This window comes from Aquabacterium parvum (assembly GCF_001447195.1).
GTDB lineage: Bacteria > Pseudomonadota > Gammaproteobacteria > Burkholderiales > Burkholderiaceae_C > Aquabacterium > Aquabacterium parvum.
This window is the reverse complement of the sequence record NZ_LFRI01000392.1, coordinates 1-25,671: the sequence shown is the minus strand read 5'-3', so window position 1 is coordinate 25,671 and position 25,671 is coordinate 1. Positions and strand designations below refer to the sequence as shown.

18 protein-coding genes are annotated in these 25,671 nt (G+C 66.0%); 9 read left to right on the top strand and 9 right to left on the bottom strand.

Annotation, left to right across the window (positions count from 1 at the left end):
- Positions 1-87 precede the first annotated feature (87 nt).
- From ABG80_RS16330 to ABG80_RS16315, 4 genes are read right to left on the bottom strand one after another with little or no spacing between them, the layout of a single operon-like run.
- A complete protein-coding gene (locus ABG80_RS16330; RefSeq protein ID WP_058088695.1) occupies positions 88-774 on the bottom strand; it encodes a glutathione S-transferase family protein in 687 nt (228 codons plus the stop codon).
- A gap of 43 nt (positions 775-817) precedes the next feature.
- Entirely contained in the window at positions 818-2,335 is a 1,518-nt protein-coding gene (locus ABG80_RS16325; RefSeq protein ID WP_235513901.1) for an efflux transporter outer membrane subunit, read from the bottom strand.
- A gap of 34 nt (positions 2,336-2,369) precedes the next feature.
- Positions 2,370-4,388 carry a MacB family efflux pump subunit gene (locus ABG80_RS16320; RefSeq protein ID WP_083506200.1) on the bottom strand — a complete coding sequence of 673 codons (2,019 nt, stop codon included), beginning with the start codon at positions 4,386-4,388 and terminating at the stop codon, positions 2,370-2,372.
- A complete protein-coding gene (locus ABG80_RS16315) occupies positions 4,388-5,617 on the bottom strand; it encodes an efflux RND transporter periplasmic adaptor subunit (RefSeq protein WP_058088694.1) in 1,230 nt (409 codons plus the stop codon). The genes ABG80_RS16320 and ABG80_RS16315 overlap by 1 nt, the downstream gene beginning before the upstream one ends.
- Positions 5,618-5,684: 67 nt before the next feature.
- Here ABG80_RS16315 and ABG80_RS16310 point away from each other — a divergent pair, with 67 nt between their 5' ends.
- On the top strand, positions 5,685-6,434 hold the full coding sequence (locus ABG80_RS16310) for an SDR family oxidoreductase (RefSeq protein WP_058088693.1): 750 nt from the start codon (positions 5,685-5,687) through the stop codon (positions 6,432-6,434).
- On the opposite strand, the gene ABG80_RS16305 is transcribed toward ABG80_RS16310, so the two are convergent.
- Entirely contained in the window at positions 6,418-7,347 is a 930-nt protein-coding gene (locus tag ABG80_RS16305; RefSeq protein WP_058088692.1) for an asparaginase, read from the bottom strand. The two genes, ABG80_RS16310 and ABG80_RS16305, sit on opposite strands and share 17 nt — an antisense overlap.
- A 151-nt stretch (positions 7,348-7,498) precedes the next feature.
- Here ABG80_RS16305 and lexA point away from each other — a divergent pair, with 151 nt between their 5' ends.
- On the top strand, positions 7,499-8,209 hold the full coding sequence (lexA, locus tag ABG80_RS16300) for a transcriptional repressor LexA (protein ID WP_058088691.1): 711 nt from the start codon (positions 7,499-7,501) through the stop codon (positions 8,207-8,209).
- A gap of 185 nt (positions 8,210-8,394) precedes the next feature.
- Positions 8,395-8,745 (top strand): hypothetical protein, encoded by a 351-nt coding sequence (locus tag ABG80_RS16295; RefSeq protein WP_058088690.1) that lies wholly within the window; start codon positions 8,395-8,397, stop codon positions 8,743-8,745.
- A gap of 419 nt (positions 8,746-9,164) precedes the next feature.
- Here the strand turns inward: ABG80_RS16295 and phbB are convergent, their stop codons facing one another.
- The 3 genes from phbB to phaC all read right to left on the bottom strand — a co-directional run bounded on the left by phbB (position 9,165) and on the right by phaC (position 12,872).
- Positions 9,165-9,902 (bottom strand): acetoacetyl-CoA reductase, encoded by a 738-nt coding sequence (gene phbB / locus ABG80_RS16290; RefSeq protein WP_058088689.1) that lies wholly within the window; start codon positions 9,900-9,902, stop codon positions 9,165-9,167.
- Positions 9,903-10,002: 100 nt separating this feature from the next.
- Positions 10,003-11,181 (bottom strand): acetyl-CoA C-acetyltransferase, encoded by a 1,179-nt coding sequence (locus ABG80_RS16285; protein WP_058088688.1) that lies wholly within the window; start codon positions 11,179-11,181, stop codon positions 10,003-10,005.
- 59 nt (positions 11,182-11,240) lie between these two features.
- A complete protein-coding gene (gene phaC, locus ABG80_RS16280; RefSeq protein WP_058088724.1) occupies positions 11,241-12,872 on the bottom strand; it encodes a class I poly(R)-hydroxyalkanoic acid synthase in 1,632 nt (543 codons plus the stop codon).
- Between the two features lie 761 nt (positions 12,873-13,633).
- Between phaC and ABG80_RS16275 the strand changes: the two genes are divergently transcribed.
- A complete protein-coding gene (locus tag ABG80_RS16275) occupies positions 13,634-13,954 on the top strand; it encodes a hypothetical protein (protein ID WP_058088687.1) in 321 nt (106 codons plus the stop codon).
- Here the strand turns inward: ABG80_RS16275 and pgeF are convergent.
- Positions 13,871-14,728 carry a peptidoglycan editing factor PgeF gene (gene pgeF / locus ABG80_RS16270; RefSeq protein WP_321166064.1) on the bottom strand — a complete coding sequence of 286 codons (858 nt, stop codon included), beginning with the start codon at positions 14,726-14,728 and terminating at the stop codon, positions 13,871-13,873. The two genes, ABG80_RS16275 and pgeF, sit on opposite strands and share 84 nt — an antisense overlap.
- 30 nt (positions 14,729-14,758) lie before the next feature.
- Between pgeF and ABG80_RS16265 the strand changes: the two genes are divergently transcribed.
- From ABG80_RS16265 to ABG80_RS16245, 5 genes are all read left to right on the top strand, one after another.
- Positions 14,759-15,382 (top strand): chorismate--pyruvate lyase family protein, encoded by a 624-nt coding sequence (locus tag ABG80_RS16265; protein ID WP_083506199.1) that lies wholly within the window; start codon positions 14,759-14,761, stop codon positions 15,380-15,382.
- A 68-nt stretch (positions 15,383-15,450) separates the two neighbouring features.
- Positions 15,451-15,996, top strand: coding sequence for an NUDIX hydrolase (locus tag ABG80_RS16260; RefSeq protein WP_058088685.1), 546 nt, complete (start codon positions 15,451-15,453; stop codon positions 15,994-15,996).
- 63 nt (positions 15,997-16,059) lie between these two features.
- Positions 16,060-18,306: a type I secretion system permease/ATPase gene (locus ABG80_RS16255; protein ID WP_083506198.1), complete on the top strand. Its 2,247-nt coding sequence runs from the start codon at positions 16,060-16,062 to the stop codon at positions 18,304-18,306.
- 17 nt (positions 18,307-18,323) lie between these two features.
- A complete protein-coding gene (locus ABG80_RS16250) occupies positions 18,324-19,769 on the top strand; it encodes an HlyD family type I secretion periplasmic adaptor subunit (protein WP_058088721.1) in 1,446 nt (481 codons plus the stop codon).
- A gap of 285 nt (positions 19,770-20,054) precedes the next feature.
- Positions 20,055-25,671, top strand: a 5,617-nt coding sequence (locus ABG80_RS16245) for an Ig-like domain-containing protein (protein WP_058088684.1), incomplete at its 3' end; no start/stop codon positions are given.

Below are 25,671 nucleotides of genomic sequence, written 5' to 3'. Positions count from 1 at the left end.
CGATTGAACTTTACGAATCTTAATGCGATTGATTCGCATCTTGGTTCAATCCAGATCAAATCACCCCGTTTCAGGGGCAGCCCCGAATCAACCCATCACCACCGGCCCGCCCTTGGCCAGCGCCCGCTGGTAGGCAGGACGCCCTTCCATGCGCTTGGCATAGGCCAGCAAGTTGGGGTGCGCGGCCGCCGCATCCGAGCGCGACAGCAAGGCCGAGACCGCAAAACTCATCTGGAAGTCGGCCAGGCTGATCTGATCGCCGGCAAACCAGGTGTGACGCCCCAGGTGGTCTTCGATGAAGGCCAGCGAGGTGTTCACGTTCGGGTCGATCAACTGCTTTTGCACGCGCTTGCACAGCTCCCGCGCGATCGGCTTGACAAAAAAGGGCATGGGCTGCGTCGGGATCGTCATGAAGACCAGCTTCATGACCAGCCAGTTCATCAACGAGCCTTCCGCAAAGTGCATCCAGAAACGCACCTGGCGGTGCTCCGGCGTGCCCACAGCGGGCACCAGGCGCGCCGCATCACCCGGGGCCTGGCGGCCGTATTGCTCGACCAGGTACTCCAGGATGGCGCCAGACTCCGCGATGACCTCACCCCGGTCGGTGATGACGGGTGACTTGCCCAGCGGGTGAACCTGCTTGAGCTCTGGCGGCGCCAGCTTGGTGACAGGGTGGCGTTTGTAGACCTTGAGCTCGTAAGGTTGGCCGAGCTCTTCCAGCAGCCACAGGATCCTCTGTGACCGAGAGGTTTCGAGGTGATGAACGGTGATCATGCGCAAAGCATAGCGTGCTGTGGTGCAGCATGCACAAGCGGGGTTACCTCGGGGTGATCCGTTCGGACGATGCGGACGTGACCGAAGTGGCGGTCGGCGCCACCATGGCAGCGTCGCCCAGCCCACCGCCAGCCGACTGGTAGAGCGTGATGAGCGCGTCCAGCCGGTTGAAGCGGTTGAGCGCCAGGTTGTTTTCGGCCTGGCGGCGGGTTTCCTGGGCGTCCAGCCAGGTTTTCAGGGGCACGGCACCGGCGCGGTAGCGGGCCTCGGAGAGGCGTTCGCTGTCGCGCGCGGCGGTGACGGCGGTCTGCAGTCGCTCGCCCTGCTGCTCGTAGCGCAGGCGCGAGGCCAGTGCGTTGTCCACCTCTGACAAGGCCGTGTACCAGCTCTGGCGAAAACCCCGGATGGCCAGCTCGTGGTCGGTTTTCGAGATGTCGACGTTGCGCTGCACGTCGCGCCACTGCACGAAGGGCAGCAGCAGGCCTGCCCCCAGCGTGCCCACCGGGTCGGCCAGCACTCGGCCGAGCTCGCTCGAGCTGCCGCCCACGCTGCCGGTCAGCGTGAGCTTGGGGTAGGCGGCAGCGCGCGTGGCGTCCACCTGGGCCAGGGTCTTGCGCAGGCGCAGCTCGGCGGCGCGCAGGTCGGGGCGGCGGCTCAAAAGCTCGGCCGGAGCGCCCGCAGGCACCGCGGGCAGCGCACCGTCCGGCAGTCGGCTCGCCTCATCCAGTGCCACGCCAGGCGGGCCGTCGAACAAGATCGCCAGGGCGTTGCGAGCCTGCGTGCGTTGCAGCAGGAACTGGGTGTGCGCGGCCTCTTGTGCGGCCAGCGATTGCGTGGCCTGCGCCACCTCCAGGCCCGAGACGGCGCCCTGCCCCTTCTGGGCCTGCACCAGCTCCAGCGTGCGCCGCGCGTACTCGATGCTCTGCTGGCTGGCCTCGACGCGCTGATTCAGGTAGCCCACCTGCCAATGCAGGCGCGCCGTCGTGCCCACCAGGGCCAAGGCTGCGGCCAAGCGGTCTTCCTCGGTGGCCTGGGCCTCCCAGTCGGCGGCGCTGCGCAGGGCGGCCACGCGCCCCCACAGATCGGCCTCCCAGCTCAGGCCGAGCGAGGCGCTGTTCAGGCGCGTCGTGTCACCGCCATCAAGTGGGCGCGACGCGGTGGAGCTGCCCTGCAGCGTCACCGTGGGCAACTGGTCGCTGGCGGCCTGGCCGGCCAGGAGTTGGGCGCGGCGCACCTTCAAGGCGGCTTGCGCCAGGTCGTTGTTGCGCGCCAGGGCGTCGCGGATCAATTGGTGCAGCGCCGGGTCATCGAACGCCAGCCACCAGGGGGACAGTCCTTGCGCGGCCTCGCCGGCTTGCGCGGCCTCAGCCAAGGACTTCACATCGGTCGCGCCACCCGCGTCGGCATTGGCCGACACGTAGCTCGCCGGCACGGTCAGCGCCGGCTGCTCATAAGGCGTCGTGACACACCCGGCAAGCAGGGCGCTGGCGCTCGCCAGCATCAGCGCGCACAGGCAGGCCGAAGCCACCGGCCTGCGCCGGTTCAAGTCGTGTTCGTTCATGGACATGTTCTTCATTGCTCGCTGGGCCCGGGCCTCACTGCCGGCTCAGCGCATCCACCGGGTCGAGCTGGGCCGCACGGCGGGCCGGCAGGAAACCAAACACCACGCCGATCAGCGATGACACACCAAAGGCCGTCACGATCGAGGCGGTCGAATAGATCATGCTGAAGCCCGTGTTGAACTGATCGAAGATCACGCCCAGGCTCAACGCCAGCGCGATGCCCAGCCCACCGCCGAGCAAACACACCAGCACCGCCTCGATGAGGAACTGGCGCAGGATGTCCGACTGCCTGGCGCCCACGGCCATGCGCACACCGATCTCCTGCGTCCGCTCGGTGACCGACACCAGCATGATGTTCATCACGCCGATGCCGCCCACGATCAGCGAGATCACCGCGATCGACGAGATCAGCAGCGTCAGCGTCTGCGTCGTGCTCTCGATGGTCTGGCGGATGCTGTCGCTGTTGCGCACGAAGAAATCCTTCGAGCCATGGCGCTGCGTCATCAGCTTGGTGATGCCCTGCTCGGCCGCCGACGGGTTGGCGCTGTCGCTGATGCGCACGGTGATGCTGCGCAGGTGGTTCTGGCCCATCAGGCGCCGCATCGCCGTCGTGTAGGGCACCCACACATTGAGGTTGTCCGACATGTTGAAGCCGCTCTCGGACGGCGCGGTCACGCCGATGACCCGCACCGGCACGCTGCCCAGGAAGATCACCTGCCCCACCGGGTTCTCGCCATTGGGGAACAGCGCGGCCTGGGTGTTCGGATCGATCACGGATTCTTGCGTCTGGCGGCGCACGCTCTCGTCGTCGAAGGCCTGGCCTTGCGCGATGTCGTAGCCCTTGACGCGGAAGAACTGGTCGCCCACGCCCGTGACATTGGCCGTGGCCTCCACGTTGCCGCGGCGCAAGGTCACGCTGGTGCTCACACCGGGTGTGACGCTGTCGACGTAATTCAATTGCGCCAGCGCGTTGGCATCGCCCGGCACCAGCGTGCGGATGCGCCCCGCCTGCCGGTCCCCGAAGTTCTTGCCGGGGTAGATGTCGATGGTGTTGGTGCCCATCGCGGCGATGTCCTTGAGCACCCGCTGACGCGAGCCTTCGCCCAAGGCCACCATCGAGACCACGGAGGCAATGCCGATGATGATGCCGAGCATGGTCAGCAGCGTGCGCAGGCGGTGCCCGGCCATGGCGCGCAAGGCCATGGTGAAGGCCTCGGTGAAACGCCCCCACACCGCCGACCAGGACGCGTCGGGCTGCACGGCAGGGCGCGCAGCCCGGTGCCCAACCTGCTCGACACCGTCGGTTCGGCGGTCGGCGATGATGCGACCATCGGCCACCTCGATGATGCGCTGCGCGTGCGCCGCCACCTTGGCATCGTGGGTCACGATGATGACCGTGTGGCCGTCGGCGTGCAGCTCCTTGAGGATGCGCATGACCTCTTCACCACTGACGCTGTCAAGCGCGCCGGTGGGCTCGTCAGCCAGGATGACATCGCCGCCGTTCATCAGCGCCCGCGCGATCGACACACGCTGCTGCTGACCGCCCGAGAGCTGGCCCGGTCGGTGCCCGGCGCGGTCTTGCAAGCCCAGGCGCTTGAGCAAGGCCAGCGCGCGCTCATGGCGTCGCGCCGGGCTGTGCCCCGCATAAATGGCCGGGATCTCGGCGTTGCCCAGCGCGGTCAGGTCACCCATGAGGTGATAGCGCTGGAAGATGAAACCGAAGTGCTCGCGCCTCAATCGGGCAAGGTCATCGGGCGCCATGTCCGCCGTGGGCTGACCGGCCACGCGGTAGCTGCCGCGCGAAGGCCGGTCCAGGCAACCCAGGATGTTCATCAGCGTGGACTTGCCCGAACCGGACGCGCCCATGATGGCCACCATCTCACCGGCATGGATGCCCAGGTCGATGCCCTTGAGCACGGCCACCGTGCCATCGCCCGAGGGGAACTCGCGCCAGAGGTCACGCACCTCGAGCAATGGGGCATCGGCACCTGGCTGCTTGGGCGCACCTTGCGCGCCCCGCCCGGCCTGGATCTGATCGATCTCGCTCTTCATCAGAACATGCCCGGCGGACGGCGCGAGCCGCCCGAGCCACCACCGGCCGAGGCCTCGCCCACGACCACGCGCTCGCCTTCTTTCAGGCCCGACAGCACCTGCGCCTGCACGCGGTTGTTCAGACCCACCTTGACCTGGCGATCGACCACGCGCTGTGCGCCGCCCGGCTCGCCTTCGAGCACCCGCACCGCGTACGTGTCGTCCTTGCGGTTGCGCTTGCCCAGCGCCGAGGCGGGTATCGCCAGCACGTCATCGGCCTTGGCCAGCACGATGAAGACCTGCGCCGTCATGGCCACACGCAGCTTGCCATCGGGGTTGGGCACCTCGAACAAGCCGTTGTAGTAAACAGCCGACGTGGTCGACGACGAGGTGCTCGTGGTCGTCTTGGTGCTGGTGTCAACCTGCTCCGATTCAGGCGATGGCTCGATGGTGCGCAGCCTGGCCTCGTAGCGCTTTTGGGGCTCGCCCAGGATGGTGAAGTACACCGGCAGGCCCGGCTGCACCCGCACGACGTCGGCTTCGGAGATCTGCGCCTTGATCAGCACGCGGTCCAGGCGCGAGAGCTTGATGATGGTCGGCGCCGACTGCACGGCGTTCACGGTGCGCCCCTCTTCGGCGATCACGCCCGTGACCACGCCGTCGATGGGCGCGAGGATGCGCGTGTAGCCCAGGTTCACACGTGCCGTGTCCACCGAAATGTTGGCCTGCCTGATCTGGGCCTGCAAGGCGTTGATGTCGGCCCGGGTGGTGGCCAGCGTGGCCTCGGCGCCATCGAGTTCTGCCTTCGAGGCCGCATCGAGCTTGAACAGGCCTTGTTGACGTTTGAACGTGATCTCGGCCTGCCTGTACAAGGCTTCCTTGGCTTGCAGTTGAGCCTGCAGCAAGGCCACCTGGGCTTCGGCGTTGCGCAGGGTGTTGTTCTGGGTGGTGGAATCGATTTCGGCCAGCAACTGGCCCTGCTTGACCTGGTCGCCCAAGGCAACGTGCAAGCGCTTGATCTGGCCCGAGACCTGGGCACCCACGTTGACATCGCGCTCGGACTTGATCGTGCCCGATGCCAGCACCGTGTCCTCGAGGTTGGTGCGCTCGACTTCGGCCGTGATGACTTCGGGCGCCGGGGCCTTCTTGATGAACTTGGCGTACACCCCCCAGCCCGCCAGCGCGAGCACCCCCAGGATGGCGAACAGGCGCCAGCCGGCCCACCAGGACTTCTTGTTTGCGGTTGTCATGCCTTGAGTTTCGCAGGGCTGTGTTGTGGCTCTCAGTCTCGCAGGTTAAGCGAAGTAAAGTGAGGGCATGCACCCCGTCACCCTCGTCACCGGCGCCAGCCAGGGCATCGGCGCGGCCACCGCCCGGCTGCTCGCTCAACGCGGCCACGCCCTGCTCATTCACTTCGCTCACCGCGCCGACCTGGCGCAGGCCGTCGCCGATGACTGCCTGCGCCTGGGGGCGCCGCAAGCCATCATCGCCCAGGCCGACCTGGCCAACGAGGAGGAGGTGCTGGCCTTGTTCGCCCGACTGGATGCCTCTCTGCCCCGGCTGACAGGCCTGGTCAACAACGCCGGCATCGTCGATCAAACGGCGCGGCTCGACGAGATGAGCGCAGAGCGCCTGCAGCGCATGCTGGCGGTCAATGTGCTCGGGCCCATGCTCTGCGCACGCGAGGCCGTCAAGCGCATGTCACGACGGCATGGCGGACAAGGTGGCGTCATCGTCAACGTCTCCAGCAGCGCGGTGCGCACCGGTTCGCCCGCCTTGTACGTGGACTACGCGGCCAGCAAGGGCGCCATCGACGTGTTCACCGGCGGGCTGTCAAAAGAAGTGGCCGGCGAAGGGGTGCGCGTGGTGGCCGTGCGCCCAGGCATCACCGACACCGGCATCCATGCCACAGGTGGCGAGCCCGATCGTGCCAGCCGCATGGCGCCGCAGTTGCCCATGGGGCGTGCTGCCCAAGCCGAAGAAGTCGGTGAGGCCATTGCCTGGTTGCTGTCCGACGCCGCCAGCTACACGGCAGGCGCCATCCTCGACGTCACCGGCGGGCGCTGAGCAGCTCCAGCAGCAAGCGCACGCGGGCCTGTGCGGGCGTCCAGTTGCCCGCAGCGGGCCAAGTGTCGCCCTCGCGCGGCTGCACCCCGCCACGGGCCACGCGACTGCTTCGCCACACGGCCACGCCTGCATCGCGGGCGCGCTGCAGGGCCGCTTCCAGCTCTTCATGCACCGTGCCGTGGCCCGTGCAGGCCACGACCACGCCATCAAGCTTTTGCCCTGATGACTGGGCATGCGCCAGCGCGGCATCGACCAGCCAGCCGTCGGCATCGGCGTGGCTGGTGACGACCTCCACCCTCGGCGGCTGAGCAAACTGCAACCATCGCCAGCCACGCGCCTCCGGTTGCGGCCACGGCGCACGCTCGTCCAGCACCTCGGCACCACCTCCGTCGAAGGCATCGATGGCGTGACTGTGGGCCTTGCGCACATCACGCGCCGACCAGGTCCGGCCGGCCACCGCCACGGCCACCCCGCCCTCGCCACGCTGCGCAGCAGCCTGTGCCAGGCGCACGGCCTGCGTGAGGTTGGCCGGGCCGTCGGCATCGGGCGCGGTGGCCGGTCGCATGGCCGCGGTCAGCACGATGGGCTTGCGGCCATCGTGCAAGGCATGCAGCAGGCAGGCGGTCTCTTCCAGCGTGTCGGTGCCGTGGGTGATGACGATGGCCGAGACGGTGTCATCGCGCATCGCGTCCTCGAGCGCTCGTCCCAGGGCCTGCCAGGTGGCCCAGCCCATGTCCTTGCTGTCGACCTGAGCGACTTGCAGCGTGACCAAAGGGATGCCAGCCAGATCCGGCACGGCGCTGACCAATTTCGCCACGCTCAGTTGCGCAGCGCGGTAGGCCCAGCTGCGATTCGGATCGGACGCCGTGCCAGCGATGGTGCCGCCGGTGCCCAGGATCAGCACATTGGGCATGCGGCCTCCTTGCCTTGCTCGCGCGTGCCGAGGTTGCGCCGAGGCGACGCCAGGCACGGCGCGCCCAACAAAACACTGGACAAACAAACAGCCCTGTATAAAATGACAGTCATTCGCTTCATCGCGCTGCCTGCATGGCAGCTCCAACCAGATGGCCGACGATAAACCCAAACTCACCCCGCGCCAGCAGCAGATCTTCGAGTTGATCCAGCGCAGCATCGCGCGCACCGGTGCGCCGCCCACCCGGGCGGAGATCGCATCGGAGCTGGGTTTCCGCTCGGCCAACGCTGCGGAAGAGCACCTGCAGGCACTGGCCCGCAAAGGCGTGATCGAACTCGTCGGCGGCACCTCGCGCGGCATCCGTCTCAAGGCCGGCACGCTGCGCACCGTCAATGAAAGCCGCCGCGAAGAGTCCAGCAGATCCGGCAAGTCTGTCCTGCCATTCAACCTGCCATTGCCAGGCCTGGAGCAACTGGTTCTGCCCCTGGTCGGTCGCGTGGCCGCTGGCAGCCCCATCCTCGCGCAGGAGCACGTCGAGCAAACCTATGCGGTCGAGCCCGGTTTGTTCTCCCGCAAGCCCGACTACCTGCTGCGGGTGCGCGGCATGAGCATGAAGGACATCGGCATCCTCGACGGCGACCTGCTGGCCGTGGCCCAGGCACGTGAAGCCCGCAATGGTCAGATCGTGGTCGCCCGAATTGGCGACGAGGTCACCGTCAAGCGTTTTTTGCGCACACCGCAGGGCATTCAGCTCCTGCCCGAGAACCCCGATTTCGAGCCCATCCTCGTATCGCCCGAGCAGGACGACTTCGAGCTTGAAGGTTTGGCCGTCGGGCTGATCCGCAACCAGCCCTTGAACTGACCTGACAAGGCATCACAACTGAATCGACGTGTTTTTTGGCGCCCCAGCAGTTGATCGTGCAGATTCAACCAAGGGGCAAGGTGGCCACCGCGGGTGGCGGGCATTGGTGCCGGGCAACTGGCGCGATTCCCGCGGAGGCTTGAGCAATCGAATCCTGCCGAACTTCACAGCTTTCGGAGTTCACCATGATTCACCACCTCGCACGCGCCCTCGCAGTCCGTCACAACACCAGCGCCCTGGCAGCGGCAGGCGCCTCCGAGCCAGGCTCGGCGCAACGGCCAGCCAGTCAGCAGCCGGTGCGCCCTCGCCCACTCACGCCTTGGGGCACGCCGCCGCGCGGCAACCTGAGCCGTGTCATTGATTTCCCCCGTGCAGCACAGGCGCCCTTTGGGAGCGGTCCAGCGGGTCAGCAAGCCCGGGCTGTGCGCATCTCGGTCGATCCGCACGACGCCCGTCGTACCGTGATCGCAGGCAAGTTTGCCGAAGTGTGCGCAGCGCTGGACCGCCTTGTGCTGGAGCAAGAAGCACTGGCCTGAGTCGCCCTGACTTCTTCCGAGCGATCAACGCTCTGGGCGCTGTGGTCGTTTCAGTCGAAGCTCTTGCCAAGGGCATCGTGAGCTCGGGCTTTGGAGCGTGAACGAGGGGGCATTTGGATCAGGGTGGATTCATGCGTTGGCGGGTGCGTGGCTCGGTGGATGGGGGGGGTGTGATCCGGCCCTGCGCGGGGCACCACCGCGAGCGTGGTCCCGGAGCAGGCCCCCTCACCCCTTGACCGTTGCTCAACGTGAGCCCAACCCCAACCAACCACTCGCCAACTCAAACAACCAAGCGCATCCACCCAGGGCCGCCTGAAAACAACCAAAACAAAACCCCGCGGCCGACTGGCGGCACGCGGGGTTTCGAATTTTCACCTCCGAGCCCCAAAGCCCATTGGTGAACAGCCATTGGCCTGGCATCAGCCCATGTGCAGGCCACCGTTGACCGAGAAGTCGGCACCGGTGGCAAAACCGGCCTCGTCGCTCGACACCCAAGACACCATCGAGGCGATTTCCTCCGGCGTGCCCAGGCGCTTGACCGGGATGGTGGCCACAATCTTGTCCAGCACGTCCGGACGGATCGAGCGAACCATCTCGGTGCCGATGTAGCCCGGCGACACGGTGTTCACCGTCACACCCTTGTTGGCCACTTCCTGGGCCAAGGCCATGGTGAAGCCGTGCATGCCCGCCTTGGCGGCCGAGTAGTTGGTCTGACCGAACTGACCCTTCTCGCCGTTGACCGAGCTGATGTTGACGATGCGGCCCCAACCACGGTCCACCATGTCGTCGATGACCTGCTTGGTCACGTTGAACAGGCTGTTGAGGTTGGTGTCGATGACCACGTCCCAATCGCCCTTGGTCATCTTGCGGAACATGCCGTCCTTGGTGATGCCCGCGTTGTTGACCAGCACGTCGATGGGGCCGTGTTCGGCCTTGGTCTTCTGGAAAGCTGCAACGGTCGAGTCCCAGTCGGACACATTGCCCACCGAGGCGTAGAAGGTGTAGCCCAGGGCCTTTTGCTCTTCCAGCCACTTGGCGTGGTCACGGCTCGGGCCGCAGCCGGCGATGACCTTGAAACCGTCTTTGTGCAGGCGCTGGCAAATGGCGGTGCCAATGCCACCCATGCCGCCGGTGACGTAGGCTACTTTCTGACTCATGTGATGCTCCTCTGTGGGCTGTGAACTGTGAAGGGATCGCGCATTGGATGCAGGCAAGCGCGATGAAAGCGATTCGGATGCTGCGCGCGAAGAGCGCGGATCAACGCTCGATGGTGAGCGCCACGCCCATGCCGCCGCCGATGCAAAGAGAGGCAATGCCTTTCTTCGCGTCTCGGCGCGCCATCTCGTGCAGCAGGGTCACCAGGATGCGGCAACCCGACGCGCCGATCGGGTGACCAATGGCGATGGCACCGCCATTGACGTTGACCTTGCTCGTGTCCCAACCCATTTCCTGGTGCACGGCACAGGCCTGGGCGGCAAAGGCTTCGTTGATTTCCAACAGGTCGAGGTCGGCGGCTTTCCAGCCAGCGCGCTCCAGTGCGCGACGCGCCGCAGGCACCGGGCCCATGCCCATGATGGCCGGGTCCAGCCCCGCACTGGCGTACGAGGCGATGCGGCCCAGCACCTTCAGGCCCAACTGCTCGGCACGCTTGGCGCTCATCACCATCACGGCAGCCGCGCCGTCGTTGATGCCGGAGGCATTGCCGGCGGTCACGCTGCCCGCCTTGTCGAAGGCCGGACGCAGGCCAGCCAAGGCTTCGGCACTGGTCTTGCGATTGATGTATTCATCGGCATCGATGCTAAGCGGATCGCCCTTTTTCTGGGGAATCAACACCGGCACGATCTCGTCCTTGAATCGGCCTGCATCCTGCGCAGCCGCGGCTTTTTGCTGCGAGGCCAGCGCCAGCGCATCCTGCGCCTCACGGCTGATGCCGTACTGCTTGGCCACGTTCTCGGCCGTGATGCCCATGTGGTACTGGTTGTAGACGTCCCAAAGACCGTCGTTGACCATGGTGTCGACCATGCTCCAGTTGCCCATGCGCTGACCTTCGCGCGAGTTGGGCACCACGTGCGGCGACAGGCTCATGTTCTCCTGGCCGCCGGCGATCACGACGTCGGCATCGCCATCGCGGATGGCCTGGGCGGCCAGCATCACGGCCTTCAGGCCCGAGCCGCAAACCTTGTTGATGGTCATGCCTGGCACGGCATGGGGCAGGCCGGCCTTGATGATGGCCTGACGGGCCGGGTTCTGGCCACAACCGGCTTGCAGCACCTGGCCCATGATGACCTCGCTGACCTGGTCGCCGGGCAGACCGGATCGACGCAGCAGATCACGGATGACGGTGGCGCCCAGTTCGGCCGCCGGGGTTTTGGCGAGCGCGCCGCCGAACTTGCCCACTGCGGTGCGGGCCGCGGCAACGATCACGATGTCGGTCATGGTGAGTTCCTTGTGACTTCGGTTGACGTGACCAGGGCCGCTCGTGGCGACCCCGGGGATCAGGCCTTGCGTTTGACGTAACGACCGGGCGCGGCCTCGATGACAGGGTGCTGCCGGCTGCCAGGCTGCTTGGGCGCGGGCACCATCTTGCCCGCTTGTTCAGCAAGCCAGCCCGACCACACCGGCCACCAACTGCCAGGCTGCTCGGTGGCGGTCTCCATCCAGGCCTGGGCTGTGGCAGGCAAGGTCCGTGCCGAGCTGACCCAATGGCTGCGCTTTTTCTTCTCGGGCGGGTTGATCACGCCAGCGATGTGACCAGACGCGCCAAGCACGAAGGTCTTCGGGCCACTGACCACTTGGGATGAGGCATAGGCGCTGTCCCAAGGCACGATGTGGTCTTCGCGCGAACCGTAGATGAAAGTCGGCATGTCCAGGCGGCGCATGTCCAGCGGCACACCGCAGACCTTGACCGCACCCGGCTTGCACAGCTTGTTTTCCAGGTAGGTGTTGCGCAGGTACCAGGTGTACATGGGGCCCGGCAGGTTGGTGCTGTCGCTGTTCCAGTACAGCAGGTCGAAAGCCGGCGGCAGCTCACCTTTGAGGTAGTTGCCAATGACGTAGTTCCAGACCAGGTCGTTGGCACGCAGGAAGGAGAAGGTGGCCGCGAGCTCATTGCCTCGCAGCAGGCCTCCGCCCATCGGGCTGTCGGCGCCCATCGTCATCTCGCGCATGCGCACCATGGCCTCGTCCACGAAGACATCCATCGTGCCCGTGTTGACGAAATCCAGGAAGGCGGTCAGCAGGGTCAGGCTGCGAACGGGCTTGCGGCCTTGCGCGGCCAACGTCGCCAGCGCCGTCGCCAGCAAGGTCCCGCCCACGCAAAAGCCCAGGGCGTTGATCTGATCGGCACCGGTGACTTCCCGGGTGACGTCGATGGCGCGCGTGACGCCATGCTCGACGTAATCGTCCCAGGTGGCTTTGGCCAGGCTGTCATCGGCATTGACCCAGCTGACCATGAACACCCGGTGGCCCTGCGAAAGCAGGTAGCGCACCAGGGAGTTGTCAGGCTGCAAGTCCAGGATGTAGTACTTGTTGATGCAAGGCGGCACGAACAGGAACGGCACCTCGTGCACCTGCGGCGTCAGTGGCTTGTACTCGATGAGCTGGAAGTAAGCGTTCTCGAAGACCACCGAACCCTGGGTGGTGGCCACGTTCACACCCACTTCGAACACGCTCTCGTCCGTCTGCGACATGTGCCCTTGGCGGATGTCGTTGAGCAGGTGGCTCAGGCCCTGGGTCAGGCTCTCACCCTTGGTGCTGACGGCTTTGCTCAGCGCCTCCGGGTTGAACGCCAGGAAGTTGGCTGGCGAGGCTGCATCGGCCCATTGCTGAACAGCGAAGCGCACACGCTGGCGGGCCTTGTCGTCGCCGGTGAGGTTGTCGGCCAGGCGCTGCAAAGTGCGCGCATTGAGCAAGTACATCGAGGCCATGAAGGCGCTGCCTGGCGACTGGCTCCATTCGGGCGAAGCAAAGCGCTTGTCGCTCACCTTGACCGCATCAGGCTGCTGCAGGGCCTGGTTCCAAAGCTCGCCGGCCTGCCGCAGGTAATCCTGCTGGATCGATTGCAGTTGCTCGGCCGGGATGTTCAGGCCGGCCAGCGATTGCAAGGTGGCGCCCAGGCTCTGACCCATGGCGCCAACGGCTTGACCCACCGGCTCCAGTCCCTTGGTGAAATCGGAGGTGCCCAGGCTTTGAGCATTGGCAGCCGCCCCCAACCAGGGGCGCCAGGCTTGCGCCAACTCAGCCACACCAGCCACCTCGCCAAGCTTCGCCAAATCAAACCCTGGCAAGGCCGGCTTGCCAGCCAGCAGCTGGGACCAGGCCTGGGTCGCGGTGGAGAACGGGTCACCAGCTTGACCCGAGGCCGTTGCCCGCGCAAACGGAGCCTCGGTCGATGAGGCCGATGCGCCCGCCGCAGCGCTGGCAGGCCGACTCGCACCCGACTCGGCCGGCGAAACCCGGGCCGCCCGTTTGGCGGCCTTGGGTTTGGCGGCTGCGCCCTGGGTGGCGCCCTTGCGCGCAGGCTTGGCGGACGATGGGCTGACCTTCAGGTCCTCGACGGAGGCAGCGGAGGCGGCTTTGGCTTTGACGTTGGCCTTGGCAGGAGCCTTGGCGGAGCCCATCGACGCAGCGTCGGACGGGGCCACGGATGCAAGCAACTCGCGCTTGGCGCGAGACCTCTGAGCGACAGCCATATGTCTCCTGTTTCCGGGCTCTCTCCGGATTCGTCCGGAATCATGAACCGCGTTTGTTTCCGTATTCTGAACCTTGGGCAACGAATGTGAAGGGGCTTGCGGCCGTCTTTGGCATCATTCCAACATGCCCTGCGCGTCCGCGGTGTGGGCGAAGACCCTGGCATGCGCCAGACGAAGCCCTGACTCGGGACTTGAAAATGTGGATCGTTGCGATCGCCTGGATGTACGTGACCTTGATGATGGCCCTGGCCGAGGCGACCAACCCGCAGGGCACGGTGCTGGGCGCCATCTTCACGTTCCTGCTCTATGGCGTGGGCCCGCTGGCACTGGTGCTGTACCTGATGGGGGCGCCGGCTCGCCGCAAGGCCATCCGCCAGGCAGAACGCGCCGAGCTCGAAGCCCGGGCCCAGCCGCAGCTGGCCGATGCCACCGGCTCAGACGGGGCGCAGACAAATGGCGGCAGCCTGCCGACCACTGATCCCGTCGCGCCGGTGCGAGAAGAACCGCCCGGGCGCTGAGACCGTGCAGGCATCGCCACCATCGATGTGGCGAAGGCCCAGCGCCTGCAGGCGATCGCGGGCCAGACCAGGCAAGTCGGCCCACCACTTGCCTGGTCTGTCGGCGCAAGGCCTGAAGCGAGGCGCCGCGACGCCCTCCACCGGAGTCACGCCGAAGCCGACGAGCACATCGGGACCCACCTCAAAGGCCTGCGGCCCGATGCAAGGCCCCAGCCAGGCGCGCAGGTCTGCCGGGTCGGCGCCCGTGGCTTCGCACAGGGCCAGCACGCCTGTGTGAGCAATGCCCCGCCCCGTTGGGCAAGCCGGACCATTGCCTGCCAAACCCCGCCACCCGGCGTGCAGGGCCGCCACACCTCGGCCCTCGGGCGCGGCCAGGAGGATGGGCAGGCAATCGGCCACCATCACCACGCAAGCCACGCCTGGCTCGGTGCTCAAGGCGCCGTCAGCCTGGATAGGGCTGGCTGCACCCACCGCAGAATCGGACCGCAGGCGCACCACTGTTTCACCATGCACCTGCGACAGGAAGACCGGACGGGCCGGCAAGCACCTCGCCAGCACCTCGCGGTTGGCGTGCACGCGAGCGGGGTCGTCTCCAACGTGGTCCCCCAGGTTGCAAGACGCCCAGGGATCCGGGCTGACGCCCCCCGTGCGTGCCGTCATCAAGGCCGAGACTCCGGGGCCCATGGGCACCGCCATCCAGCCCTCGGGCAGGGCCGACGGATCGGCGAGTCGGGCCGCGTTCGAGCTGGCAGGGATGGGGCTTGGTTCGGTCACTTCGTGCAGCTTGGCTATGATCCCGCCCGCATGCTAACGCGCCCTCAAGCCCACCTGGCCCCGTCGCCCGCACGGGTCCGCATCTCCCGCAGTCGCCAGGACGCCCGCCGCGTCGGGCCTGGGCCTGTGTCGCCTCGGATGCGGCAGTGGCTGTCGGCTCCGGGCTCGCTGACGGCCAGGCTGCGCCTTCACGGCACCGTGCGGGTGGAAGTGCTGGCGCAGGGTCGGCGTCGCTTGTGGCCTCAGGAACGCCGGGCCCTGGGCTGCTGCGTGGGTCACGTGCGCGAGGTGGTGCTACACATCGATGAATGTCCGGCGGTGTGGGCGCGCAGCAGCGTGCCGGTGCGCGCGGTCAAGGGGCCTTGGCAGGCCATCCGGGGGCTGGGCACGCGACCTTTGGCGGAGCTGCTCTTCAGTCACCGGGCCGTGTGTCGGGGGCCTTTGCGGGCCTTGCGGCTGCGAGCTCATGCCCCCGCGGGCGCCCACATGGCCAGGCAATGGGCTGCGCTGAGCAAGGGCCAGCCCCCCGCCAGCCAGCCCTCGCCGCCCCCACGATGGGCTCGCCATTCGCTGTTTCACCACCACGGCCAGCCTTTGCAGGTGCTCGAAGCCTTTGCCCCCTGGGTGAGCGCTCGCAACTGTCGCCAAGGCTGAGTGCCGCGTTGAAGCCGCCGGCCCTTTTTACCCAGGGTGGGCCGTGCGCATGCCCTACACTGCAAGCCATGCTGTTTTCACGCCGAATCGAGCACTGTCAGGTCTGTGGCACCCCGGTGGAGCACAAGGTGCCCACCGATGACAACCGCGAGCGCGCGGTCTGCCCGGCGTGCCAGCACATCCACTACGTCAACCCACTGAACGTGGTTGGCACCCTGCCCGTCTGGGGTGAACAGGTGCTGCTGTGCAAACGCAACATCGAACCTCGCAAGGGCTTCTGGACGCTGCCAGCCGGTTTCATGGAGCTGGGTGAGACCACAGAAGAAGGGGCAGCCCGCGAGACTGACGAGGAAGCCGGGGCCCGCATCGAGATGCAAGGGCTGTACTGCGTGCTCAATGTGGTCAGCGCCGGGCAGGTGCACCTGTTCTACCGCGCCCGCCTGCTTGACACCGACTTCAACCCCGGGCCCGAGACGATGGAAGCGCAACTCTTCCATCAGCACGAGATCCCCTGGGACGAACTCGCCTTCCGCACGGTGCGGATGACCCTGGAGCGTTTTTTCGCTGATCGAAAAAAGGGTCAATTCGACGTGCATTGCGCCGATATCCGTTGAGCATGCCGTGCGGGGCCCCCTCGTGCGGCGAGCGCCCCATTGCACGAAAGACGCCTTGACCGCATGAACGCGCCCCAGGACACCCCGCTGGCCGCCACGCCGAACACCAACGCAGCCCCCGTTGCGACGCCGGCGCAGCCCCCCACCCAGCCTGCCACCGAAGCTCAAGACGCCCCGACGCGCTTGCGCGAGGACCTGCTCAAAGCCGACCCGCTGCTGGACTGCCTGATCGAGGTCTGCCGCGTGCACGGCCTGCCCGCCTCGCGTGCCGCCCTGAGCGCCGGCCTGCCCCTGAACCAGGAGGCGCTGCCCGTGTCGCTGCTCGAGCGCGCCGCCGCCCGCGCCGGCCTGGCGACCAAGCTGCAACGCTGCGACCTGGCCTCGATCGACGAGGCCACCCTGCCCGCCATCTTGCTGCTCAAAGGCGATCAGGCCTGCGTGCTGCTTGGCACAGAGCAAGGCCAGGCCCGGGTGCTGATGCCCGAGACCGGACAGGGCGCCGTGCGCCTGCCCTTGAGCGAGCTGAATCAACGCCACACCGGCGTGGTTGCCTTCGTGCGACCGCACTTCCGCTTTGACGAGCGCACCCCGGCCACCCGCAAGACCCGCTCGAGCCATTGGTTCTGGGGCCCGGTGCTGGCGCAGCGCTTCGTCTACCGTGACGTGCTGTGGGCCGCGTTGCTGGTCAACCTGTTCGCGCTGGCCTTCCCGCTGTTCTCGATGAACGTCTACGACCGGGTCGTGCCCAACCACGCGGTCGAGACGCTGTGGGTGCTGGCCATCGGCGTGACGCTGGTGCTGGGCGCCGACCTGTTCATCCGACTGCTGCGCAGCCATTTTGTGGACGAGGCCAGCGCGCGCATCGACGTGCAGATCTCGGCCACGCTGATGGAGCGCGTGCTCGGCATGCGCCTGGAAAACCGCCCGCATTCGGTGGGCTCGTTCGCTTCCAACCTGCGGGGCTTCGAGCAGGTGCGCGACTTCATCGCTTCGAGCACGGTGACCGCGCTGATCGACCTGCCCTTCGCGCTGCTGTTCGTCATCGTGATGGCCTGGATCTCACCCTGGCTGATGCTGCCTGTGCTGACGGTGTTCGGGCTGATCGTGCTGTCGGGCTACGTGCTGCAACACCGCCTGCACGCCCTGTCTCAGACCACATACCAGGCTTCGGCGCAGCGCAACGCCACGCTCATCGAGAGCCTGACAGGCATCGAGACCATCAAGACGCAAGGCGCCGAGAACATCATTCAGAAACGCTGGGAGCGGGCCAACCAGTTCCTGGCCGAGCTCAACGTGCGCATGCGACGCCTGTCGTCGGCGGCCATGTACGGCACGGCGACGATGCAGCAGTTCGTCTCGGTGTGCATCGTGCTGATCGGCGTCTACCTGATCTCCGACAAGCAGCTCACCATGGGCGGGCTGATCGCATCGACCATGCTGGCCGGGCGGTCGCTGGCCCCCGCAGGCCAGATCGTTGGCCTCTTGATGCAATACCAGGGTGCGCGCACGGCCATGGAGTCGCTCGAGCAGATCATGGCGCAGCCGGTCGAGCGCCCTGCCGAGACGACCTTCATCCACCGCGCCGAGCTCAAGGGCGAGATCGAATTCCGCCACGTCTCGTTCGCCTACCCGGGGCGCCGCGAAGCCTCGCTCGACGACATCAGCCTGCGCATCCAGCCGGGCGAAAAGGTCGCGCTGATCGGCAAGGTGGGCTCGGGCAAGACCACGCTGCAAAAGCTCATCCTCGGCCTGTACCAGCCCAGCAAGGGCGCGGTGCTGATCGACGGCATCGACATGCGACAGCTCGACCCGGCCGACCTGCGGCGCAACATGGGCCACGTGGCTCAGGACGTGACACTGTTCTACGGTTCGCTGCGCGACAACATCACCTTCGGCATGCCGCACGCCACCGACGAGGCCATCCTGGCCGCCACCGAGTCGGCCGGGCTGAGCGACTTCGTCAAGCGCCACCCTCAAGGCTTTGACCTGCAGGTGGGCGAACGTGGCGAGCTGTTGTCGGGCGGGCAGCGCCAGAGCGTGGGCATCGCGCGGGCGATCTTGCACAACACCCCCATCTTGCTGCTGGACGAGCCGACCAGCGCCATGGACTTCTCGACCGAAGCGTTCGTGACCCAGAAGATGCAGCAGCACTGCCAGGGCAAGACGGTGGTGCTGGTGACGCACCGCACCTCGATGCTGGCTTTCGTCGACCGCGTGATCGTGATCGACCAGGGCAAGGTGGTGGCCGACGGCCCGCGTGACCGGATCATGCAGGCGCTGTCTGCGGGCCGCATCACACGCGCATCTTGAAGCAGGAGGACACCAACATGAACACCGCCCTGCTCCACATCGGCCAGCGCATCGTCACCGGGCTGGAGGCCGTGCGCCAAAAGCTCTCCCCCGTCATCAACCCCCTGCTCGACCGCCTCAGCGGCCCCCTCGTCACGCCGGATGCGGCCAAGCGCGCCGGCATCGACCTGTTCGAACAGGAGGCCGATGCGGTCATGTCCACCGAGGGCACGCGCGGCGCACAGAAGCTCGTTCGCGGCGCGCTGCTCGTGACGGTGCTGCTCGTCGTCTGGGCCTCGTTCGCCAAGATCGACGAGGTCACCAAGGGCGAGGCCAAGGTCATCCCCTCCAGGCAACTGCAGGTGATCCAGTCCTTCGATGGTGGCGTGGTCTCCGAGATCCTGGTCAAGGAGGGCCAGGTGGTCGAGGCAGGTCAGCTGCTGCTGAAGGTGGACGAGACCCGTGCCACCTCGGGCGTACGCGAGAGCGCGGCGCAGGCCTTCGCGCTGAAGGTCAAGCTGGCGCGGCTGAAGGCCCTGGCCGAGGGCAAGGCGTTCGTGCCGCCCGAGCCTTCTACCGCCGACAACGAAGAGGTGCGCATCGTCGAAGAAGAGCGCCAGCTCTACGATTCGCGCCGCTCGGAGCTCAGCGCGCTCGTGGGCATCAGCGAGCAGCAACTGGCCCAGCGTCACCAGGAGCAAGCCGAGGCCCGCGCCCGCCGCGATTCGGCCGCACGCAACCTGGAGCTGTCGCAACAGGAGCTCACCAAGACGCGACCGCTGCTGTCTTCCGGCGCCGTCTCGGAGGTCGATGTGCTTCGACTGGAGCGCGACGTGACGCGCGCCCGTGGCGAGATGGAGCAGGCCAGCGCACAAATCGCGCGCATCCAGGCGGCCATCTCGGAGGCCACACGCAAGATCCAGGAAACCGACCTGTCGTTCAAGAACGAGGCACGCAAGGAGCTCTCGGACGTGCTGGGCAAGCTCAACGCCATCAACGAAGGCGCCGTGGCCCTGGCCGACAAGGTGGACAAGTCGCAGGTGAAGTCGCCCGTGCGAGGTCGCGTGCAGCGCCTGCTGGCCAACACGGTGGGTGGCGTGGTCAGCCCGGGCAAGGACATCGTCGAGATCGTGCCACTGGACGACGCGCTGGTGCTCGAGGCCAAGATCCAGCCTCGCGACATCGCCTTCATCCATCCCGGCCAGGCCGCGACGGTGAAGTTCACTGCCTACGACTTCGCCATCTACGGCGGGCTGGACGCCGTGGTCGAGAACATCAGCCCGGACACCGTGACCGACGAGCGCGGACAGAACACCTTCTACGTGGTGCGCGTGCGCACCAAGCAGGCCAACTTCAGCGAGAAGATGCCCATCATGCCGGGCATGACCGCGGAAGTAGACGTGCTCACGGGCAAGAAGACGGTGATGTCCTACCTGCTCAAGCCGGTGTTGCGTGCGCAAAGCCACGCGTTGCGCGAGCGCTGACACCCCTGCGGCACCCCCTCACTTAAGCGCCCGTCACGCCTGGGAAGGCGTGACTTCCTTCCTGCAGAACGCCCGCCCCAAGGCCGATATCCGATTGGCCCTTGGGGCGGGCGTTTTCACGCGTGCGCCTGCCCTTTGAGGACCGACCCTTGCCCTTTGGCCGGCTTAAGCACTCACGAAACTGGCCCAGGCCAGCAATCGTTCACACAAAGCCGCCGACGGGATTGGTTTGGGAGAGGGGTCGGAAGAGATACTCATCACGCAGTTACATTTTGAGAGGTTCCCATGGCCAAGTTGTCCACCCAAGCCCCTTCCGGCGTTGTTTCGAGCCTGCAAGGGCGCGCCCAGGTCATCCGCCAGGGACAAGAAACCGCCGAAGCCCTGCAGGTGGGTGACACGCTGATGCCGGGCGACCGACTGCTGGGCAGCGCGGACGCTTCTTTGCAGATCGCGGAAAGCTCGGACGCCAACGCGCAGGTGTGGACATTGGCCTTCGGGGACAACAAGTCGTCCGGTCAGGCCAAGGGAACTGCCAAGCCGGCGGCCAATGCCGCTGACGGCAAGTCGCTCGACGATGTGATTGGCGCGATCGAGCGCGGTGAAGAAGAAGACGCCACGGCGGCGGGCCTGACCGGCGGTGATGGCGCCGCAATGGGCGAAGGCCTGCGCGTGGAGCGCATCGTCGAGGTGGTGACGCCTCAGTCGTTCAACGCGTCGTCGAACAACGACGGCCTGCAAGGCCAGATCCAATCAACCTCGTTGCTCGACGACGGCAACCAGGCGCCCGTCTTTGCGGATGGCGGCCAAGGCGGATTCGACCCCGCCACAGGCAACTACCGATTCATCACCGACGAAGACACACCGGTGTCTGGCCAGGTCAGCGCTTCGGACGCGGATGGCGACGCACTGGTTTTCGGGAAGGGCTCGGACCCCGCCAACGGCACCGTGGTGGTGAACGCGGATGGGTCCTGGACCTACACGCCCAACCAGGATTTCAACGGTCCCGACCTCTTCACGGTGACCGTCTCTGATGGCAAGGGCGGCACCGCCACCTCCACGGTTTTCATCGGTGTCACCCCAGTCAACGACCCACCCAAGTTCGACGACCCGAGCAACCCGAACTACGACCCGGTCACTGGCAACTACAAGGCAACCACGCCTGAAGACACCCCGGTGTCCGGCACCGTCAAGGCCAAGGATGCCGATGGTGATGCGCTGACCTTTGCCAAAGGCAGCGATCCCAAGAACGGCACCGTCGTCGTCAACGCCGATGGCACTTGGACTTACACCCCGTCCAAGGACTACAACGGCTCGGACAGCTTCACGGTCACCGTCAGTGACGGCAAGGGCGGCACCGCCACTTCCACCGTCAACATCGGTGTCACGCCGGTCAACGACCCGCCCAAGTTCGACGATCCGAGCAACCCCAACTACGACCCGGTCACCGGCAACTACAAGGCCACCACGCCTGAAGACACGCCGGTCTCCGGCACCGTCAGGGCCAAGGACGCCGATGGTGACGCGCTGACCTTTGCCAAAGGCAGCAACCCAGCTCACGGCACCGTGGTGGTCAACGCCGATGGCACCTGGACTTACACCCCGTCCAAGGACTACAACGGCTCCGACAGCTTCACCATCACCGTGAGCGACGGCAAGGGCGGCACCGCCACCTCCACCGTCAACATCGGCGTCACGCCAGCCAACGACCCACCCAAGTTCGACGATCCGAGCAACCCGAACTACGACCCCGTCACGAGCAACTACAAGGCGACCACGCCTGAAGACACCCCTGTCTCCGGCACCGTCAAGGCCAAGGATGCCGATGGTGATGCACTGACCTTTGCCAAGGGCTCCAACCCAGCTCACGGCACCGTCACCGTCGATGCAAACGGCAACTGGACCTACACGCCCAGCAAGGACTACAACGGCTCCGACTCGTTCACCATCACCGTCTCCGACGGCAAGGGCGGCACCGCCACCTCCACCGTCAACATCGGCGTCACGCCCGCCAACGACCCACCCAAGTTCGACGATCCGAGCAACCCCAACTACGACCCGGTCACCGGCAACTACAAGGCGACCACGCCGGAAGACACACCAGTGTCCGGCACCGTCAAGGCCAAGGACGCCGATGGCGATGCGCTGACCTTTGCCAAGGGCTCTGACCCCAAGAACGGCGCCGTCGTCGTCAACGCCGATGGCACCTGGACGTACACGCCCAGCAAGGACTACAACGGCTCCGACTCGTTCACCATCACCGTCAGTGACGGCAAGGGCGGCACCGCCACCTCCACCGTCAACATCGGTGTCACGCCAGCCAACGATCCGCCCAAGTTCGACGATCCGTCGAACCCCAACTACGACCCGGTCACCGGCAACTACAAGGCCACCACGCCTGAGGACACCCCTGTGTCCGGCACTGTCAAGGCCAAGGATGCTGACGGCGATGCGCTGACCTTCGCCAAGGGCAGCAACCCAGCTCACGGCACCGTTGTCGTCAACGCCGACGGCACCTGGACTTACACGCCCAGCAAGGACTACAACGGCTCGGACTCGTTCACCATCACCGTCAGTGATGGCAAGGGTGGCACCGCCACCTCCACCGTCAACATCGGTGTCACCCCGGTCAACGACCCGCCCAAGTTCGACGACCCGAGCAACCCGAACTACGACCCCGTCACCGGCAACTACAAGGCCACCACGCCTGAGGACACCCCGGTGTCCGGCACCGTCAAGGCCAAGGATGCTGACGGCGATGCGCTGACCTTCGCCAAGGGCAGCAATCCAGCTCACGGCACCGTTGTCGTCAACGCCGATGGCACCTGGACTTACACCCCGTCCAAGGACTACAACGGCTCGGACTCGTTCACCATCACCGTTTCCGACGGCAAGGGCGGCACCGCCACCTCCACCGTCAACATCGGTGTCACCCCGGTCAACGACCCGCCCAAGTTCGACGACCCGAGCAACCCGAACTACGACCCCGTCACCGGCAACTACAAGGCCACCACGCCTGAGGACACCCCGGTGTCCGGCACTGTCAAGGCCAAGGATGCCGATGGTGATGCACTGACCTTTGCCAAGGGCAGCAACCCGGCTCACGGCACCGTCACCGTCGATGCGAACGGCAACTGGACCTACACGCCCAGCAAGGACTACAACGGCTCCGACTCGTTCACCATCACCGTCAGTGACGGCAAGGGTGGCACCGCCACCTCCACCGTCAACATCAGCGTCACGCCGGTCAACGACCCGCCCAAGTTCGACGATCCGAGCAACCCGAACTACGACCCCGTCACTGGCAACTACAAGGCCACCACGCCTGAAGACACCCCTGTGTCCGGCACTGTCAAGGCCAAGGATGCTGACGGCGATGCGCTGACCTTCGCCAAGGGCAGCAACCCAGCTCACGGCACCGTCACCGTCGATGCGAACGGCAACTGGACTTACACCCCGTCCAAGGACTACAACGGCTCCGACTCGTTCACCATCACCGTCAGTGATGGCAAAGGCGGCACCGCCACCTCCACCGTCAACATCGGTGTCACGCCGGTCAACGATCCACCCAAGTTCGACGACCCGAGCAACCCCAACTACGACCCCGTTACCGGCAACTACAAGGCGACCACGCCTGAGGACACCCCGGTGTCCGGCACTGTCAAGGCCAAGGATGCTGACGGCGATGCGCTGACCTTCGCCAAGGGCAGCAATCCAGCTCACGGCACCGTTGTCGTCAACGCCGACGGCACCTGGACTTACACCCCGTCCAAGGACTACAACGGCTCGGACTCGTTCACCATCACCGTCTCAGACGGCAAGGGCGGCACCGCCACCTCCACCGTCAACATCGGCGTCACGCCGGTCAACGCCCCACCCAAGTTCGACGATCCGTCGAATCCCAACTACGACCCGGTCACTGGCAACTACAAGGCGACCACGCCGGAAGACACACCAGTGTCCGGCACCGTCAAGGCCAAGGATGCCGATGGTGATGCACTGACCTTTGCCAAGGGCAGCAACCCGGCTCACGGCACGGTCGTCGTCAACGCCGATGGCACCTGGACGTACACGCCCAGCAAGGACTACAACGGCTCGGACAGCTTCACGGTCACCGTCAGTGACGGCAAGGGCGGCACCGCCACCTCCACCGTCAACATCGGTGTCACCCCGGTCAACGACCCGCCCAAGTTCGACGATCCGAGCAACCCCAACTACGACCCGGTCACCGGCAACTACAAGGCGACCACGCCGGAAGACACTCCTGTCTCCGGCACCGTCAAGGCCAAGGATGCCGATGGTGATGCGCTGACCTTTGCCAAGGGCAGCAACCCAGCTCACGGCACCGTGGTGGTCAACGCCGACGGCACCTGGACTTACACCCCGTCCAAGGACTACAACGGCTCTGATTCGTTCACCGTCACCGTTTCCGACGGCAAGGGCGGCACCGCCACCTCCACCGTCAACATCGGTGTCACCCCGGTCAACGACCCGCCCAAGTTCGACGACCCGAGCAACCCGAACTACGACCCCGTCACCGGCAACTACAAGGCCACCACGCCTGAGGACACCCCTGTGTCCGGCACTGTCAAGGCCAAGGATGCCGATGGTGATGCGCTGACCTTTGCCAAGGGCAGCAACCCAGCTCACGGCACCGTTGTCGTCAACGCCGACGGCACCTGGACTTACACGCCCAGCAAGGACTACAACGGCTCGGACTCGTTCACCATCACTGTCAGTGACGGCAAGGGCGGCACTGCCACCTCCACCGTCAACATCGGTGTCACACCGGTCAACGATCCACCCAAGTTCGACGATCCGTCGAACCCCAACTACGACCCGGTCACCGGCAACTACAAGGCCACCACGCCTGAGGACACCCCTGTGTCCGGCGCTGTCAAGGCCAAGGATGCTGACGGCGATGCGCTGACCTTCGCCAAGGGCAGCAATCCAGCTCACGGCACCGTTGTCGTCAACGCCGACGGCACCTGGACTTACACCCCGTCCAAGGACTACAACGGCTCTGATTCGTTCACCATCACCGTCAGTGACGGCAAGGGTGGCACCGCCACCTCCACCGTCAACATCGGCGTCACGCCGGTCAACGCCCCACCCAAGTTCGACGATCCGTCGAACCCCAACTACGACCCCGTCACCGGCAACTACAAGGCCACCACGCCTGAGGACACCCCTGTGTCCGGCACTGTCAAGGCCAAGGATGCTGACGGCGATGCGCTGACCTTCGCCAAGGGCAGCAACCCAGCTCACGGCACCGTTGTCGTCAACGCCGACGGCACCTGGACTTACACCCCGTCCAAGGACTACAACGGCTCGGACTCGTTCACCATCACCGTTTCCGACGGCAAGGGCGGCACCGCCACCTCCACCGTCAACATCGGCGTCACCCCGGTCAACGATCCGCCCAAGTTCGACGATCCGTCGAACCCCAACTACGACCCTGTCACCGGCAACTACAAGGCCAGCACGCCTGAAGACACCCCTGTGTCCGGCACCGTCAAGGCCAAGGATGCCGATGGTGATGCACTGACCTTTGCCAAGGGCAGCAACCCGGCTCACGGCACCGTTGTCGTCAACGCCGACGGCACCTGGACTTACACCCCGTCCAAGGACTACAACGGCTCCGACTCGTTCACCATCACCGTCAGTGACGGCAAGGGCGGCACCGCCACCTCCACCGTCAACATCGGTGTCACGCCAGCCAACGATCCGCCCAAGTTCGACGATCCGTCGAACCCCAACTACGACCCGGTCACCGGCAACTACAAGGCCACCACGCCTGAGGACACCCCTGTGTCCGGCACTGTCAAGGCCAAGGATGCTGACGGCGATGCGCTGACCTTCGCCAAGGGCAGCAACCCAGCTCACGGCACCGTTGTCGTCAACG

Excerpts from the sequence above, each read along its gene's own strand:
- ABG80_RS16330 (WP_058088695.1), bottom strand. The coding sequence starts at position 774 with ATGATCACCGTTCATCACCTCGAAACCTCTCGGTCACAGAGGATCCTG.
- ABG80_RS16325 (WP_235513901.1), bottom strand. The coding sequence starts at position 2,335 with ATGAACGAACACGACTTGAACCGGCGCAGGCCGGTGGCTTCGGCCTGC.
- ABG80_RS16320 (WP_083506200.1), bottom strand. The coding sequence starts at position 4,388 with ATGAAGAGCGAGATCGATCAGATCCAGGCCGGGCGGGGCGCGCAAGGT.
- ABG80_RS16315 (WP_058088694.1), bottom strand. The coding sequence starts at position 5,617 with ATGACAACCGCAAACAAGAAGTCCTGGTGGGCCGGCTGGCGCCTGTTC.
- ABG80_RS16310 (WP_058088693.1), top strand. The coding sequence starts at position 5,685 with ATGCACCCCGTCACCCTCGTCACCGGCGCCAGCCAGGGCATCGGCGCG.
- ABG80_RS16305 (WP_058088692.1), bottom strand. The coding sequence starts at position 7,347 with ATGCCCAATGTGCTGATCCTGGGCACCGGCGGCACCATCGCTGGCACG.
- lexA (WP_058088691.1), top strand. The coding sequence starts at position 7,499 with ATGGCCGACGATAAACCCAAACTCACCCCGCGCCAGCAGCAGATCTTC.
- ABG80_RS16295 (WP_058088690.1), top strand. The coding sequence starts at position 8,395 with ATGATTCACCACCTCGCACGCGCCCTCGCAGTCCGTCACAACACCAGC.
- phbB (WP_058088689.1), bottom strand. The coding sequence starts at position 9,902 with ATGAGTCAGAAAGTAGCCTACGTCACCGGCGGCATGGGTGGCATTGGC.
- ABG80_RS16285 (WP_058088688.1), bottom strand. The coding sequence starts at position 11,181 with ATGACCGACATCGTGATCGTTGCCGCGGCCCGCACCGCAGTGGGCAAG.
- phaC (WP_058088724.1), bottom strand. The coding sequence starts at position 12,872 with ATGGGTCAGAGCCTGGGCGCCACCTTGCAATCGCTGGCCGGCCTGAAC.
- ABG80_RS16275 (WP_058088687.1), top strand. The coding sequence starts at position 13,634 with ATGTGGATCGTTGCGATCGCCTGGATGTACGTGACCTTGATGATGGCC.
- ABG80_RS16265 (WP_083506199.1), top strand. The coding sequence starts at position 14,759 with ATGCTAACGCGCCCTCAAGCCCACCTGGCCCCGTCGCCCGCACGGGTC.
- ABG80_RS16260 (WP_058088685.1), top strand. The coding sequence starts at position 15,451 with ATGCTGTTTTCACGCCGAATCGAGCACTGTCAGGTCTGTGGCACCCCG.
- ABG80_RS16255 (WP_083506198.1), top strand. The coding sequence starts at position 16,060 with ATGAACGCGCCCCAGGACACCCCGCTGGCCGCCACGCCGAACACCAAC.
- ABG80_RS16250 (WP_058088721.1), top strand. The coding sequence starts at position 18,324 with ATGAACACCGCCCTGCTCCACATCGGCCAGCGCATCGTCACCGGGCTG.